Source organism: Hyphomicrobium sp. CS1BSMeth3 (genome assembly GCF_900117415.1).
Classification (GTDB): domain Bacteria; phylum Pseudomonadota; class Alphaproteobacteria; order Rhizobiales; family Hyphomicrobiaceae.
The window spans coordinates 169,202-183,860 of the sequence record NZ_FPEI01000006.1; the positions used below are offsets into that span (position 1 = coordinate 169,202).

A 14,659-nucleotide genomic window follows, 5' to 3' on the forward strand; every position below is an offset into this window, starting at 1 on the left:
GAGAGAGGCCAGCCGAACCGGGCCATTTTGGGGCTGTCGGCCGGGCTCAGTTCCTGCCCTTGAGGCTCTCGAGCTTGCGCTCCCACTCGAGGGCATGGGCGACGATCCGGTCGAGGTCGGCGTGGTGCGGCATCCAGCCGAGGTCGGCGCGGATCCGGTCCGAGGCCGCAACGATCGAAGCCGGATCGCCCGGCCGGCGCGCCGACAGCCGTACTTCGAAATCGACACCCGAGACGCGCTTCACGGCCTCGATGACCTGCAGGACCGAGTAGCCCTGCGAGTATCCGCAGTTCAGTACCGTGCTGGCGCCGCCGCGCGTGAGGTGCTCGAGGGCTGCCATGTGCGCTTCCGCGAGGTCGCTGACATGGATGTAGTCGCGGATGCAGGTACCATCGGAAGTCGGATAGTCCGTGCCGAACACTTCCATGTACGGCCGTTTGCCGAGGGCCGCTTCGCAGGCGACCTTGATGAGGTGCGTCGCGCGCGGCGTCGATTGTCCCGACCGTCCCGCAGGATCGGCGCCCGCGACATTGAAATAGCGCAGTGCCACATACCGCAGCGGATGCGCCCGCGCGGTGTCCGCGAGCATGATCTCCGTCATCAGCTTGGAGGAGCCGTAGGGCGACATGGGGCTGAGATCGGCGTCCTCCGGCACCGGCGTGACGGCCGGATTGCCGTACACCGCGGCCGTGGACGAGAAAATGAAGTGCGGCACGCCCGCCTCGACGGCCGCGGCGATCAGCGCCCGCGATTTGACGGTGTTGTTCAAATAATAGCCAAGAGGATCTGCGACCGACTCTGGCACGACAATCGAGCCGGCGAAGTGGATGATGGCCTGAACAGCGTGCTCCCTGAGCAGCCATGCGACCAGCGTATCGTCACCCGTATCGCCTTCGACGAGGGTGGCGCGTGGATCGACGGCCCAGGCAAAGCCCGTCGAGAGATTGTCGAGCACAACGACCCGCTCGCCGGCATCGGCCAGCGCCAGGACCATGTGGCTGCCGATATAGCCGGCGCCGCCCGTCACGAGGATGCTCATGGGCCTTAAGGCCTTTCAGTCGATGGAACCTTGGGTGGGCTGCAAATATCCGTCGCACCAGTATGGCATGACACTTAGTTGCCGCCGTTCATGCTGTCGATGCTAAAAGGCCGCCATCCTTACTCGTTAGAGCGGGCCATCCCGCCCCCCGGAGCTCTCGCCTATGACCACCCCGCTGAAGCCCATCCGCAAGGCCGTTTTCCCCGTCGCCGGGCTCGGCACGCGCTTTCTGCCGGCCACCAAGGCCGTGCCCAAGGAAATGCTGACTGTCGTCGACCGGCCGGTCATACAACACGTGGTTGACGAGGCGCGGGCCGCGGGCATCGAGCACTTCGTCTTCGTCACGGGGCGCAACAAGGGCGTCATCGAGGACCATTTCGACAGCCAGTACGAGCTCGAGCGCACGCTTGCCGACCGCGGCAAAAAGGCCGAGCTCGAGCAGCTCATGTCCGAGCTTCCCGCCGCCGGCCAGGCGAGCTTCACGCGCCAGCAGGCGCCGCTCGGTCTCGGCCATGCCGTCTGGTGCGCGCGCGATATCGTCGGCGACGAGCCTTTCGCGGTCCTGCTCCCCGACATGCTCCACTATGCGGACAAGCCCTGCCTCGCGGAAATGATCGAGGCCTACAACGCGCACGGCGGCAATCACATCGCCGTTGCGCCTGTGCCCGATGACCAGACGCACATGTACGGCATTGTCGGCGTCGAGGATCGTGCCGCCAAGGTCTCGAAGATCACGAGCATGGTCGAGAAGCCGCCGAAGGGGACTGCCCCCTCCAACCTCCACGTCACCGGCCGCTACATCCTGCAGCCTCAGATCTTCGACCTGCTCGCCAAGCAGGAGCGCGGCGCCGGCAACGAGATCCAGCTCACCGATGCCATGATCCGTCTCGCCGCGACGCCGGGGCAGACTTTCTTCGCCGATCGCTTCGACGGTAAGATCTACGACACCGGCTCGAAGATCGGCTTTCTCACGGCGAACGTCGCTTACGCGCTCGCGCGGCCGGACATCGGACCGGCGCTCAAGGCCGAGATCAAGGCCCTGCTTGGCTGAGGAGCCCGCGTATGAGTGATGCTCGCACTGCCGCCAATCCCGATCTGCTCTGGTCGGCCGAGAGGCTCAACGCCGCCCTCGACACGCCCGGCCTCTCGATCGTGGACACGCGGCAGGCCGAGCACTTCGCCGCCGGCCGCATTCCCGGTGCGCGCCACTTCGATCCCTACTTCGTCAACTGCGATGACACGGATCCGGCGCCGCTCGCGTCCTTCACGCGCATGTGGGCGAACATGCTCGGCTGGCGCGGTGTGAAGCCCACGGACAGGATCGTGTTCTACGGCGCCTTCACCGACATGTGCGCCGCGCGCTGCTTCTGGTTCGCGGAGTATCTCGGCGTCGAGAGCGTCCACGTGCTCGACGGCGGCATCAAAGCCTGGCGCGATGCCGGGTTGCCCATCGAGCGCGAGGGGGCGCCGCCATCGTCGGCCAAGTTCCCTTTCCAGGCCGTCCCTGAGCGCGTCGCGACGTACGCGAGCCTCCTCGACGCGATCGACGATCCGCAAAGCCTCATCCTCGACAACCGCAGCCGCGCCGAGTTCACCGGCGCAGACCGGCGCGCCAAGTACGGCGGCGCCGTGCCGAACGCCCGGCACTGCGATTGGGAGGAGCTCTATGATCACGCCACGGGCCGCATGAAACCGCCCGCCGAGCTCCGCGCCATTTTCGAAGCGCACGGCGTGACGCCGGACAAGAAAATCAGCGTCTACTGCAACACGGGCTTCCGCTCGGCCCATGCCTATCTGGCGCTGCGCCTGCTCGGTTATCCGCACGTGCGCAACTACGTCGGCTCCTGGCAGGAGTGGGGCAATCGCGAGGGCCTGCCGATCGTGCGCGGTGACTGATCACGGCAAAGCTAGGAGTGATCTCTGCTGAAGTAGGCTAGGCTGCGCGGCGCAGCAGATGAGGTCTAGCCATGCGCAGACGCGATTTCCTGAAGGGCGCGGGCGCTGTGCCGCTCCTTCCACTCACGGGCCGCATGAACCCAGGTCATGCACAATCCGGTTCCGGCAACAGCGCAGCAGGCTTCAAGCGCGTGCGCCCGTCCGATCCGGGGTGGCCGTCCGCCAGTGCGTGGGATGGTCTGCGCAAGCGCCTCAAGGGCGAGCTCATCACGGTCCGATCACCGCTCGATGCCTGTGTCGGCAAGACGGCCGATCCAGCCTGCGCGCAGCTCTTCAAGGATCTCAGGAATCCCTACTTCATCAGCGATCACGCCGCGCTGACGCAGACGCTCGGCTGGACGGATGCCTGGACGACGAAACCGAGCGCCTATGCCGTCGCCGCCGAGAACACGGGCGATGTCGCCGCCGCCGTGAACTTCGCCCGCGAGCACAGGCTGCGCCTCGTCATCAAGGGCGGCGGGCACAGCTACTTCGGCAATTCGAACGCGCCGGACTCGCTCCTCATCTGGACGCGGCGCATGAATGCCATCGCACTCCATGATGCTTTTGTCGGCGAAGGCTGTGTGGGCCGTGTCGCACCGCGTGCTGCCGTCAGCGTCGGCGCCGGTTGTCTCTGGGGCCACGTCTACAATGCCGTTGTGACCAAAGCCGGGCGCTATGTGCAGGGCGGCGGGTGCATGACAGTCGGCGTCGCGGGTCTCGTGCAGAGCGGCGGCTTCGGCAGCTTCTCCAAGAATTACGGCACGGCGGCCGGCAGCCTCCTCGAAGCCGAGGTCGTCACCGCGGACGGCCAGGTGCGCATTGCCAATGCCTGCACGAATGCAGATCTCTTCTGGAGCCTCAAAGGGGGCGGGGGCGGCAGCCTCGGTGTCGTGACGAGGCTCACGCTCGAGACGCACGACCTCCCCGAGTTCTTCGGCGCCTGCTTCGCGACCATACGTGCAGCCTCCGATATAGCCTTCCGCGAGGTTATCGGGCGCATCGTCACCTTCTACGCCGAGAGCCTCGCCAATCCCCACTGGGGCGAGCAGATTGCCCTGCGTCCGAACCGCACGGTCGAAATCGCCATGGTCTTTCAGGGCCTCGCGCCCGATCGTGCCCGCGCGGTCTGGCAGCCCTTTTTCGACTGGGTCGCGCGCACGCCGGGGCTTTCCCTGGATGCGCCGCCGAATATCCCGGCCATCCCGGCGCGCAGTTTCTGGGATCCTGACGCGCTCAGGAAAGTTCCCGGTCTCGTCCTCTCGGACGACCGCCCCGGTGCATCGCCCGACAATGTGTTCTGGGCCAGCAACCAGCGCGAGGCTGCGCAGTATCTCCATGCCTATCAGTCGGCGTGGCTTCCGGCGTCTCTCCTCGAAAAGGACCAGCAGTCGCGCCTCGCCGACGCCCTTCATGCTGCAGCGAGGCATTGGGGCCTCGGCCTGCATTTCAACAAGGGGCTCGCCGGCGCGCCAGTGGCGGCCGTTGCACGCGCGCGCGATACGGCGATGAACCCCGCCGCGCTCGATGCCTTCGCCCTCGTGATCATCGCGAGCAATGGCGAGCCGGTCTACCCAGGCATACCCGGCCGCGAGCCCGATCTCGCCGTCGCAAGGTCGCGCGTGCAGGCCGTCGAGCGGGCCATGGCCGAAATCTACCGTGTCGTGTCGAAGCGCGAGGCCGGTGCCTACGTCTCCGAGAGCAACTATTTCGACAATGCCTGGCAGGAGTCCTACTGGGGCTCGAACTACCCCCGCCTGTTCGCCATCAAGCGGAAGTACGATCCCGACGGTCTGTTCTTCGTCCACAACGGCGTCGGCACCGAGGACTGGAGCCGTGACGGATTCACGCGGACGGGCTGACGTTCAACGCCCGATTGACGGCTCAGTGACGCTCTCCTGACGCCGCGCGCGCAGGCTCTCCTCCGTAACCGCGGGCCGACACGCCTGCAGCCATCGGAGATCGTCATGACACGTCAGCGATGGGATGAGAGGGGCGTTGCCCCTCTGTTGCAAAGTGCCTGCGCCGTCATCGGCGGCTTACTGCTTGTCGGGGTGCTGGCCTATGCCATGGCTGCAGCTGAAGTCGACCTCGCGGGCGGCCTCCCGCCCGGTCACGAGGTCTGGGCTGCATGGCAGCAGGTGCGATAGGCGCTCGTGTTCCCGTTCCGAAGTTCGCCACGCCTCGACGCTGGCGCCTCGGGCGGACTTCGGCATCAAAAGGGACACTCGGTCGTCACACTAGCGCGATCCCGGCGTTGCCCAGAATCCCGAGAGACGGAAACGTCCATCCGGATCTTTCACGACGACGATTTGATCGTAGATTTGGCCGACCGCATACGTGCTGTCGAATGTGACGGAATAGATCCTTCCTTTGAAGCCGGAGGATGGATCATGTGACGAAAACTTGACGTCGATGACGCGCGTGCCGGACACCGCGCCGAGCTGGGCCCGCCCCATTGTCAGGTGTGCCAGAAAACTGTCGCGAGTGCCGCGCTGGCGAATGAACTCGCTTGCATGGCGGTCCCAGACCTCACGATAGCGTTGCTCTCCAAAGAGCCGCATGATGGTTCGTGCGGCATTTATCGCATCATCCTGCTCGTTGGCCATGGCTGGGATCGGCGATAGCAGCAGGAGCGCGAGCAGGATCGTAATGCAGCGCCTCATGTTCAATTTCCCTTTTCCAATAAGGCTCAAATACAGCGCTTCTCCGTCCGCGGCGGAATAACGGAGTAGTCGGTGAATAGAATTTCCTGCTGTCCCTTCTTGCAGGGGCCGGCCACAACAGTCGTCCCGCCGCCTCTGTCGACCGGCTTTGCCTCGCAGTCGCGGAGCTCGATGCCGGCCGCGTCCTTGATCATGTTTCCCGCAACGTGGATCGGGATCATTTGTCGGATGGCCTGGACATTCTGACGTCCGCCCTTGACGAGCCCGATGACGCCATTCTGGTTTGCGACAGGGCCGCCGCTCATGCCGGCCGCGAAGGGAGCCGCGACAGACCAGAACCTGCCGGTCACATTCCCGAACGTTACGGAGACGGCCTGCAGCTCGCTGCCTTCTGGAAAGCCCGCGCCTTGGAATTCGGTCCCCAATTTCGGGTTCCGAAGCGAGCACACCTGCAGTGTTGGATAGGTACGCGGCGCCCCGCGAAGCTTGAGGATGGCAACGTCGTCATCCTCGCTGGCCTTGATGATGTCTGCAGGCCGTTCCTGCTCCGACGGGCCACCTCGTCGCGCAACGATCTTCTTTGGCGCATAGGAACGTCGGGTTTTCTCATCCCAGCAGCGCACGACGTGGTGCGCCGTGGCGACGTAGCCGGACTTCTCGATGATGAAGCCCGATCCTGTCGGCTCCGACGGTATGCCGAGCGCATCCACGCATTCGAGCTGTATGAACACGAGCGCGTGCGGGTTCATCGTCACGGATTGAGCCAGGGCCTGAGCGCCGAGTCCCCCTCTTGACGCGGGCGCTGCATGGAGGCCTGCCAGCAAAGAGAGTGCCGCAACGACACGAAGCCAACGCATAGGCTAGTCCCTCATGGTCTGCGACGCCCGATCAGGGCGCGCCGTACAGTTTCTGTGCAGCCTTGATATCGAGCGCGCTGAGCTCGCCGTGATTGTTGTAGTCCGGATTGCAGTAATTCATGATCGACTGGGGATCGTACGGCGTGAGCATCGTCTCCCGCGTCTGGCCCTGGCCGTGCTTCCTGCTGCATTCGCCTGGCGTGTCAGGCCGGTTCTGCTCGTGCGCAAAGCCCAAGGCGTGCCCGAACTCGTGTGCGGCGATCGAACGGACGCACGCTTCCAGATTGCTCTGGCAGGAGGCGCCCCAGTTTCTGAAGGTGTGGTTCAGGATCATTCCGTTCGACACACCATCCAGAAGCCGGCCGAACTTCCGCACGTGCGGTCCTTCGTCGTTGAAGCGGATGCGGATGCCCTTGTTTCGGGCAGCGCACGCCTGCCAGCCCCGGAATTCCAGCGCCGTATGCCGCTGCCATGTCTTGGTGATCTGATCCTGGACCCAACGCCGCGCCTGCTCGTTCGCGGGTGTGGGATTCTCCCAGCACACAACCAGGACGCGCTCCGCATCACCGGGAAATCGCCAGGCGGCGCCCCGCACCGCGTAGCCGTAGTCCTCGTATTCGCTGGGCTTGCCGCGGAAGATGAAATTCTCCTGCTGCGCAGCAGCGGAAGATGCAAGCGCCGCTTGGAGTGCAATCAGGACAACAAAACAAAGCCGCATGAATCGCCCCCCGGCGCTCCGTGCAATTTATTCGACAATGCTGGAAACCATATTCGGGGGGCGGCGGACTCGCAACCGGCCCATGCACGGGCTGTTGATTGATCCACGCCGTGTGGCCTGCTTGCGCGCCTCGCCGCCAATCAACAAGCACAAACGCCGCCAGTGAGGCGGCGTCTGGTCGTCACCTGTGATTGGGTGCGGGAGATGCGGCGCCTAGACCCGCCGCTCGACCATGAGCTTCTTGAGCTCGGCGATGGCCTTGGCCGGATTGAGACCCTTCGGGCAGGCCTTGGCGCAGTTCAGGATCGTGTGACAGCGGTACAGCCGGAAGGGATCCTCGAGATTGTCGAGGCGCTCGCCCGTCGCCTCGTCGCGCGAGTCGATGACCCAGCGGTAGGCCTGCAGCAGGATGGCCGGACCGAGATAGCGGTCCGAGTTCCACCAGTAGCTCGGGCAGGACGTCGAGCAGCAGGCGCACAGAATGCACTCGTAGAGGCCGTCGAGCTTCTCGCGGTCCTCGCGGCCCTGGCGCCATTCGCCTGGCGGCGTCGGCGTCGTGGTCTGCAGCCACGGCTCGATGGACTTGTGCTGCGCGTAGAAATTCGTGAGGTCCGGCACGAGGTCCTTGATCACCTCGAGGTGCGGCAGCGGATAGATCTTCACTGCGCCTGAGATATCGGACGTTGCCTTCAGGCAGGCGAGCGTGTTCGTGCCGTCGATGTTCATCGAGCACGAGCCGCAGATGCCCTCACGGCACGAGCGGCGGAAGGTCAGCGTCGGGTCGATCTCGTTCTTGATCTTGATCAGCGCGTCGAGGACCATCGGCCCGCAGTGGGCCTGATCGACGTAATAAGTGTCGAGACGCGGGTTCTCGGTGTCGTCCGGATTCCAGCGATAGATGCGGAATTCCTTCCAGTCGCCCTCACCCTCGGGTCGGTTCCACGTCTTCCCGGTGCGCACGCGGGAGTTCTTCGGCAGGGTGAGTTCGACCATCTGGCAAGCCTTCGCGCTGCGGAGCTCTGTCGCGGCGCGGACTTTTCATCGAGTTGGCCGGGCATGTCAACGCTACAATCGGCGCACTGCCATGCCCGAACGGGCGATCTGTGGAATAGGCCTTGAGATCCGCAGGCGGAGCGTCGCTCAGCTCCGGGCCAGTGCGCTGGTATATAAGCGCCCCGGCTCGCCCGCTGGAGCGCCCTCGATCACTGTACTGCCTTCCCGGCGGACCTCCAGCACCGCGAGCTCGCGCTCCACAAGGCCGCTGGCCGAGAGCCGGAAGCGCCCGTCGATGCCGCTGAAGCCGCTCGCCCGCGTGAGATTGGCCGTGCCGTACCGGCCGCTGCGCGACTGGCCTGTGAAGGCGGCCGCGACGCCGACGGCGTCATAGGCGAGGCTCGCGACGCGCGGTGGCGGCGCCCCGTAGGACTTCGCGAAGCGCTCCGAGAACGTCTTCCAGCCGCGCGGATCGGGGGCCGCGAACCAGCCGCCGGCAAAGGCCTTCTCCCGGGCGATGATGGACGTATCCCAGCCGCCCGTGCCGAGGAGCTGCACCTGCTTGGTATCGATGCCTAGATAGGGGATGAAGGGCGCCACCATGGGCAGCGTATCCTCGCCGCCCGGCAGGAACATCGCGTTGACCGGCGCCTCCGGCGAGGCCGCCTTGATCGCGTCGTGGATCTTGCGGGCCGGCGCCAGGATCGCGTTCGTATTGAGCGCATAACGCTCGAGGGCGACGAGCGTCACGCCCGAGCGCCCCGTGGCGGCCCTCAGGCTCTGCTCGAGCTGGTCGCCGAGCGCATCCTTGGGCAGCAGCGCCACCATGCGCGCGCGGCCCTGACGCGCTGAATAATCGACAATGCGTGACACTTCCTGATCATGCAGGAAGCTCAACAGATACACGCCGTTCCCCGCGACCGTGCGGTCATTCGAGAAGCTGATGATGGGCACGCCGGCCTGCCGCGCCGCCGGTGCGGCCGCGGCCGTTGCGCGCGAGAACAGCGGCCCGAGGATGATCTCGGCGCCCCCAGAGAGCGCCTCGCCGACGGCCGCGCGGGCACCTTCCTCGCTGCCGCGGTCATCCTTCACCATGAGTTGGAGGCCCGGCTGGTTCAGATCGAACACGGCAAGCTCGGCGGCCTGGCGCAGGGCCTTGGCGATGGCGGCCGTCTGCTGATCGGCGCCGGTCGGCAGGATGAGCGCGACTTTCACCGGGTCTTTCGCCGTGCCGGTCGCGCCCTCGCTCGCGAGCGACCCCGTCGCGGACTGCCCCGAGCAGCCCGCCAGCAGGCTCGGCCACGCCAGCGACGTCGCGCCGAATGCGACGGCGCGCAGGATGTCACGGCGGGGCGGGCGATAGGTCATGCGAAGTCCCAAGATCGTCATTGGCTGGGAGCCAGCCGACTCCCTATGAGTCGATAGCGGCTTGCCGGTTCCCATAACAGGGCAGATGCGCCACACTTGCCGCGAAACGGCCCGGACACAAGCCTCCGGCGCACCCCATCCACGAATGCAACGCGAAGCAGCTCCTGCAACTCATGCGTAGCCGGCCGACATGTCCAGAATGAGCAGACCCGAGCGCCCGGGCAGGGCCCCCGAGGCGCCGGCCGACGCCGCCCGCATCGGCGCCGCGCTCGCCGAGCAGGCCGCGCGCGAGATGGTGGAACCGCTCGCAGGTGGCCTCTATGTCGTCGCGACGCCCATCGGCAATCTCGGCGACATGACCGTCCGCGCCGTGACCACGCTCGCGCGCGCCCATGCCATCCTCTGCGAGGACACCCGCGTCAGCCGCACGCTGCTGGCCCGCTACGCCATTGAGCGCCCGCTGCGCGCCTTCCACGAGCACAACGAGGATGCCGAGCAGGCCCGCATTCTTGCGGAGCTGGCCGAGGGCCACGCCATTGCCCTCATCTCCGATGCCGGCACGCCGCTCCTCTCCGATCCGGGCTACAAGCTCGTGCGCGCGGCCATCGCAGCCGGCCATCCGGTCACGGCGCTGCCCGGCGCTTCCGCCATCCTCGCCGGTCTCGCGATCTCCGGGCTGCCGACGGACGGCTTCTACTTCGGCGGCTTTCTCCCGCCCAAGCAGGTTGCCCGCCGCACGCGCCTCGAGACCCTCGCCACCATCCCCGCGAGCCTCGTCATCTTCGAATCACCAAGCCGCATTGCCGACACGCTCGCCGATGTCGCCGCCGTTCTGGGCGAACGCGAGGTCGTCGTCGCCCGCGAGCTGACCAAGCGCTTCGAGGAAGTGCGCCGCGGCCTGGCCCCGGTTCTCGCGGCCGAGCTGGCATCCGCCCCCATCAAAGGTGAGATCGTGATCGCCATTTCGCCCCCGCCGCCGCGCGAGGTCAGCGACGTCGAAATCGAAGCCGCGCTCCGCTCGGCCCTCGCCTCATCCAGCCTGCGCGATGCCGTGCGCCTCGTCACCGACGACCTCGGCGCCGCGCGCTCCCGTGTCTACCAGATCGGCCTGCGCCTCAAGGACGAAGCATGAGCCAGCCCCGCGCCGGCGACCGCCTCATGGAGCGCCGCCGGCGTCTCGGGCGCGGCCGCTGGGCGGAGCTGGTCGCTACGATGCTCATCCTCGCCAAGGGCTATCGCATTCTCGCCCGCCGCCACGTTACGCCCTACGGCGAGGTCGACATCATCGCCTCCCGCCGCGGCCGCATTGCCTTCATCGAGGTCAAGCGCCGCGCGACGCTCGCCGATGCGGAGGCGGCCCTCACGCCCGCCCAAGGCGACCGCATTTCCCGCGCCGCCGAATACTGGCTCTCGCGCCATCCGTCCTATCTCGACCGTCAGATCGGCCTCGATGCCATCCTCGTCACGGCACGCGGCTGGCCACGCCACATCCCGAACGCACTGGATCGGATGTAGCTTCGCGTCTGCGACGCGACGGGGCTTTTTTTTGAGTGCCGCGGGCTGCTGGGAAGGGGTGCTGTCGCCTCCCACCGTAGTGCTATGCCCGCGGCGGCCATTTCCACAGCGCTCATTGGTGGCGACGGGGGACACCCCGCGCGCCGTCTTTTATGGATTTGGAGTGAGCCGCGAGCGCACCAGCATCCCCTCTCCCCGCTCTTGCGGGGAGAGGGTTAGGGTGAGGGGCGGAAGCTTGTTCGAGGTTGGCGTTTGCCGCCGCCCCTCACCCCGACCCTCTCCCCATTGAAGACAATGGGGAGAGGGGGAAGTAGGGCGCAACACGCGAGCGGTGTCCGCTCGCGGGCGAGGGGACGCGATTGGCACCGGCGCACAGCAGTCATGAGCGCGCGACTGCGCGCCGGCCGGTAGGCCGTACCAGGAAGCCACAGCACCCCTTCCCAGCAGCCCGCGGCACTAAATAAAAGGCGGGGGCTCCGGGGGTGTCCCCCGGTCGGGTTACAGGGCGGAAGCCCTGTTCGCGCCACAGGCGCGAGCAGAGCAGCCCGCGGCTAGAAAATATTGACTTCACCCGCGCCGCCCCGTTTGCATGGGCGCCAACAACGAATGACCGCGCGCCCTGCAGGAGACGATCCGCCCATGCCGCTCAAGATTGCCTGCCAGATGGACCCCATCGACCGGATCGACATCCGCGGCGACTCGACCTTCGCGATGCTGCTCGAAGCGCAGAAGCGCGGCCATGAGCTCTTCTACTACACGCCGCAGCACATCGCGCTCGACGGCGATCGCCTGATCGCCCGCGGCGAGACGATGACGGTCGAGGACAAGATCGGCGATCACTACAAGCTGTCGAACCCGCGCAAGGTCGATCTCGGCACGTGGGACGTGGTGCTGCTGCGCCAGGATCCGCCCTTCGACATGGCCTACATCACGACGACGCATCTCCTGGAGCGCATTCACCCGCGCACGCTCGTCGTCAACGATCCCGCGCACGTACGCAATGCGCCGGAAAAGGTGTGGGTGCTGGAGTTCCAGGACCTCATGCCGCCGACTCTCGTCACGCGCAATGCCGAGGACGTGCGCGAGTTCCGCGCCCGCCACAAGGACATCATCCTCAAGCCGCTCTACGGCAATGGCGGCGCCTCGGTCTTCCGCATTCGCGAGGACGACACGAATCTAAACTCGCTCATCGAGCTCTTCCAGACCGTGTTCCGCGAGCCCTTCATGGTGCAGGAGTTCCGCCCGGAGGTGCGCGCCGGCGACAAGCGCATCATCCTCGTCGATGGCGAGGTGGCGGGCGCCATCAACCGCGTGCCGGCGGCCGACGAGACGCGCTCCAACATGCATGTGGGCGGCCAGGCCGTGCCGACCGAGCTGACCCCGCGCGATCTCGAGATCTGCGCCCGCCTCGGGCCGCATCTCAAGGCGCGGGGGCTGATCTTCACCGGCATCGACGTGATCGGGCCCTACCTCACCGAGATCAACGTGACCTCGCCGACCGGCATCCGCCAGGTCAAGAACTTCGGCGGCAATGACATCGCGGCCATGATCTGGGATGCGGTCGAGCGCAAGGTCGTCTCCAGCCGCGGCATGTGACGGATCGGGCTGGGGCCGGCCATTCTCGGCCCGGACGGGTGCTGAACACCCGCCCACGGTGCGGCAATTGGACGGCAGTCTTGGTAACCGTGCCGAAATCGGCATCCGGGCCTTTTGCGGTGCGGGGGGCGATGCTATCAAGCGCGCCATGACCGACATCGATTTGATCCGCAACTTCTCCATCATCGCCCACATCGACCATGGGAAATCGACCCTGGCCGACCGGCTGATCCAGCTCTGCGGCAACGTCTCCGACCGCGAGATGCAGGACCAGATTCTCGATTCCATGGAGATCGAGCGCGAGCGCGGCATCACCATCAAGGCCCAGACCGTGCGCCTCGACTACAAGGCCAAGGACGGCAAGACCTATCAGCTCAACCTGATGGACACGCCGGGCCATGTGGACTTCGCCTACGAGGTCTCGCGCTCGCTCGCGGCCTGCGAGGGGGCGCTGCTCGTCGTCGATGCCTCCCAGGGTGTCGAGGCGCAGACGCTCGCCAACGTCTATCAGGCGATCGACCACAATCTCGAGATCGTCCCGGTCCTGAACAAGATCGACCTGCCCGCCGCCGACCCGGACCGCGTCAAGCAGCAGATCGAGGACGTGATCGGCATCGATGCCTCGGAGGCCGTTCCCATTTCGGCGAAGACGGGTGTCGGCGTCGCTGACGTGCTCGAAGCCATCGTCACGCGCCTGCCGCCGCCCAAGGGGGACAGCAAAAAGCCGCTCAAGGCCCTGCTGGTCGATAGCTGGTACGACGCCTATCTCGGTGTAATCGTGCTCGTGCGCGTGATCGACGGGGCCTTGAAAAAAGGCCAGCGCGTCAAGCTCATGGCGACCGACACCAGCTATCAGATCGACCGCGTCGGCATCTTCCGCCCCAAGCAGGAGATGCTGCCCGAGCTTGCGACCGGCGAGGTCGGCTTTTTCACGGCCGCCATCAAGCAGGTCGCTGATACGCGCGTCGGCGATACCGTCACCGATGAGAAGAATCCGACGGCCGAGCCGCTCCCCGGCTTCAAGCCGGCGCAGCCCGTGGTCTTCTGCGGCCTCTTTCCGGTCGATGCTGCGGACTTCGAGGACCTGCGCGAGGCCATGGGCAAGCTTCGGCTCAATGACGCGAGCTTTTCCTATGAGACGGAGAGCTCGGCGGCGCTGGGCTTCGGCTTCCGCTGCGGCTTTCTCGGCCTTCTGCACCTCGAGATCATCACCGAGCGCCTCGAGCGCGAGTTCAATCTCGACCTCATCACGACCGCCCCGTCCGTCATCTACCACCTGCACATGAACGACGGCTCGACGATCGAGATGCACAATCCGGCCGACATGCCGGACCCCGTGCGCATCGACCACATCGAGGAGCCCTGGATCGAGGCGACGATCCTGGTGCCGGACGAGTATCTCGGCGCCGTGCTCAAGCTCTGCCAGGACCGCCGCGGCCGCCAGAAAAACCTCACTTACGTCGGCACGCGCGCCATGCTCGTCTACGAGCTGCCGCTGAACGAGGTGGTGTTCGATTTCTACGACCGGCTGAAGTCCGTCTCGCGCGGCTATGCCTCGTTCGACTACCACATCGTCGGCTACGAGGAAGGGGACCTCGTCAAGCTCTCGATTCTGGTCAATGCGGAGCCTGTCGACGCGCTCTCGATCATCGTCCACAAGAGCCGCGCCGAGCAGCGCGGCCGCACCATGTGCGAGAAGCTCAAGGAGCTGATCCCGCCGCATCTTTTCCAGATCCCGATCCAGGCCGCGATCGGCGCCAAGGTGATCGCGCGCGAGACCATCCGGGCGCTCCGAAAGGACGTGCTCGCCAAGTGCTATGGCGGTGACATCACGCGTAAGCGAAAGCTCCTCGAGAAGCAGAAAAAGGGCAAAAAGAAAATGCGCGAGTTCGGCTCCGTGGAGATCCCCCAGGAGGCGTTTATCGCGGCCCTCAAGATGGAGGAAAACTGAGCCCCTTCAAGCCGCTCCATC

14 protein-coding genes are annotated in these 14,659 nt (G+C 65.9%); 8 read left to right on the top strand and 6 right to left on the bottom strand.

The window, feature by feature from the left end; genetic code table 11:
- Positions 1-46: 46 nt before the first annotated feature.
- Complete coding sequence (gene galE, locus CS1BSM3_RS15895; protein ID WP_072388518.1) at positions 47-1,039, bottom strand: UDP-glucose 4-epimerase GalE; 993 nt, start codon at positions 1,037-1,039, stop codon at positions 47-49.
- Positions 1,040-1,202: 163 nt separating this feature from the next.
- Here galE and galU point away from each other — a divergent pair, with 163 nt between their 5' ends.
- From galU to CS1BSM3_RS15915, 4 genes are all read left to right on the top strand, one after another.
- Positions 1,203-2,090, top strand: a complete 888-nt coding sequence (galU, locus tag CS1BSM3_RS15900) for a UTP--glucose-1-phosphate uridylyltransferase GalU (RefSeq protein ID WP_072388520.1) — start codon at positions 1,203-1,205, stop codon at positions 2,088-2,090.
- A gap of 11 nt (positions 2,091-2,101) precedes the next feature.
- Entirely contained in the window at positions 2,102-2,935 is an 834-nt protein-coding gene (locus tag CS1BSM3_RS15905) for a sulfurtransferase (protein ID WP_072388522.1), read from the top strand.
- 71 nt (positions 2,936-3,006) lie between these two features.
- Positions 3,007-4,836: an FAD-dependent oxidoreductase gene (locus CS1BSM3_RS15910; protein WP_072388524.1), complete on the top strand. Its 1,830-nt coding sequence runs from the start codon at positions 3,007-3,009 to the stop codon at positions 4,834-4,836.
- Positions 4,837-4,941: 105 nt separating this feature from the next.
- Entirely contained in the window at positions 4,942-5,124 is a 183-nt protein-coding gene (locus CS1BSM3_RS15915; protein WP_072388526.1) for a hypothetical protein, read from the top strand.
- 90 nt (positions 5,125-5,214) lie between these two features.
- Here CS1BSM3_RS15915 and CS1BSM3_RS15920 read toward each other — a convergent pair whose 3' ends face one another.
- The 5 genes from CS1BSM3_RS15920 to CS1BSM3_RS15940 form a co-directional block, all read right to left on the bottom strand.
- A complete protein-coding gene (locus tag CS1BSM3_RS15920; RefSeq protein WP_072388528.1) occupies positions 5,215-5,640 on the bottom strand; it encodes a DUF4019 domain-containing protein in 426 nt (141 codons plus the stop codon).
- A 26-nt stretch (positions 5,641-5,666) separates the two neighbouring features.
- Positions 5,667-6,389 (bottom strand): S1 family peptidase, encoded by a 723-nt coding sequence (locus CS1BSM3_RS15925; RefSeq protein ID WP_072388530.1) that lies wholly within the window; start codon positions 6,387-6,389, stop codon positions 5,667-5,669.
- Between the two features lie 139 nt (positions 6,390-6,528).
- Positions 6,529-7,215: a matrixin family metalloprotease gene (locus CS1BSM3_RS15930; RefSeq protein WP_072388532.1), complete on the bottom strand. Its 687-nt coding sequence runs from the start codon at positions 7,213-7,215 to the stop codon at positions 6,529-6,531.
- Between the two features lie 213 nt (positions 7,216-7,428).
- A complete protein-coding gene (locus CS1BSM3_RS15935) occupies positions 7,429-8,208 on the bottom strand; it encodes a succinate dehydrogenase iron-sulfur subunit (protein WP_072388534.1) in 780 nt (259 codons plus the stop codon).
- 147 nt (positions 8,209-8,355) lie between these two features.
- Positions 8,356-9,576 (bottom strand): penicillin-binding protein activator, encoded by a 1,221-nt coding sequence (locus CS1BSM3_RS15940; RefSeq protein ID WP_072393834.1) that lies wholly within the window; start codon positions 9,574-9,576, stop codon positions 8,356-8,358.
- A gap of 199 nt (positions 9,577-9,775) precedes the next feature.
- Here CS1BSM3_RS15940 and rsmI point away from each other — a divergent pair, with 199 nt between their 5' ends.
- The 4 genes from rsmI (at position 9,776) to lepA (ending at position 14,638) form a co-directional block, all read left to right on the top strand.
- Positions 9,776-10,708: a 16S rRNA (cytidine(1402)-2'-O)-methyltransferase gene (gene rsmI / locus CS1BSM3_RS15945; RefSeq protein ID WP_072388536.1), complete on the top strand. Its 933-nt coding sequence runs from the start codon at positions 9,776-9,778 to the stop codon at positions 10,706-10,708.
- The gene (locus CS1BSM3_RS15950; RefSeq protein WP_072388538.1) at positions 10,705-11,091 is read left to right on the top strand and encodes a YraN family protein; all 387 of its coding nucleotides are present in this window, start codon (positions 10,705-10,707) and stop codon (positions 11,089-11,091) included. Before rsmI ends, CS1BSM3_RS15950 begins: the two co-directional genes overlap by 4 nt.
- Positions 11,092-11,730: 639 nt before the next feature.
- A complete protein-coding gene (gene gshB / locus CS1BSM3_RS15955) occupies positions 11,731-12,687 on the top strand; it encodes a glutathione synthase (protein WP_072388540.1) in 957 nt (318 codons plus the stop codon).
- Between the two features lie 148 nt (positions 12,688-12,835).
- Positions 12,836-14,638 (top strand): translation elongation factor 4, encoded by a 1,803-nt coding sequence (gene lepA / locus CS1BSM3_RS15960; protein WP_072393837.1) that lies wholly within the window; start codon positions 12,836-12,838, stop codon positions 14,636-14,638.
- Positions 14,639-14,659: the final 21 nt, after the last annotated feature.

What these genes read in the sequence shown, in the direction of transcription:
- rsmI (WP_072388536.1), top strand. Translation starts at nt 9,776, where the DNA reads ATGAGCAGACCCGAGCGCCCGGGCAGGGCCCCCGAGGCGCCGGCCGAC.
- gshB (WP_072388540.1), top strand. Translation starts at nt 11,731, where the DNA reads ATGCCGCTCAAGATTGCCTGCCAGATGGACCCCATCGACCGGATCGAC.
- CS1BSM3_RS15930 (WP_072388532.1), bottom strand. Translation starts at nt 7,215, where the DNA reads ATGCGGCTTTGTTTTGTTGTCCTGATTGCACTCCAAGCGGCGCTTGCA.
- CS1BSM3_RS15915 (WP_072388526.1), top strand. Translation starts at nt 4,942, where the DNA reads ATGACACGTCAGCGATGGGATGAGAGGGGCGTTGCCCCTCTGTTGCAA.
- CS1BSM3_RS15920 (WP_072388528.1), bottom strand. Translation starts at nt 5,640, where the DNA reads ATGAGGCGCTGCATTACGATCCTGCTCGCGCTCCTGCTGCTATCGCCG.
- CS1BSM3_RS15940 (WP_072393834.1), bottom strand. Translation starts at nt 9,576, where the DNA reads ATGACCTATCGCCCGCCCCGCCGTGACATCCTGCGCGCCGTCGCATTC.
- CS1BSM3_RS15950 (WP_072388538.1), top strand. Translation starts at nt 10,705, where the DNA reads ATGAGCCAGCCCCGCGCCGGCGACCGCCTCATGGAGCGCCGCCGGCGT.
- galU (WP_072388520.1), top strand. Translation starts at nt 1,203, where the DNA reads ATGACCACCCCGCTGAAGCCCATCCGCAAGGCCGTTTTCCCCGTCGCC.
- galE (WP_072388518.1), bottom strand. Translation starts at nt 1,039, where the DNA reads ATGAGCATCCTCGTGACGGGCGGCGCCGGCTATATCGGCAGCCACATG.
- CS1BSM3_RS15935 (WP_072388534.1), bottom strand. Translation starts at nt 8,208, where the DNA reads ATGGTCGAACTCACCCTGCCGAAGAACTCCCGCGTGCGCACCGGGAAG.
- CS1BSM3_RS15925 (WP_072388530.1), bottom strand. Translation starts at nt 6,389, where the DNA reads ATGAACCCGCACGCGCTCGTGTTCATACAGCTCGAATGCGTGGATGCG.
- lepA (WP_072393837.1), top strand. Translation starts at nt 12,836, where the DNA reads ATGACCGACATCGATTTGATCCGCAACTTCTCCATCATCGCCCACATC.
- CS1BSM3_RS15910 (WP_072388524.1), top strand. Translation starts at nt 3,007, where the DNA reads ATGCGCAGACGCGATTTCCTGAAGGGCGCGGGCGCTGTGCCGCTCCTT.
- CS1BSM3_RS15905 (WP_072388522.1), top strand. Translation starts at nt 2,102, where the DNA reads ATGAGTGATGCTCGCACTGCCGCCAATCCCGATCTGCTCTGGTCGGCC.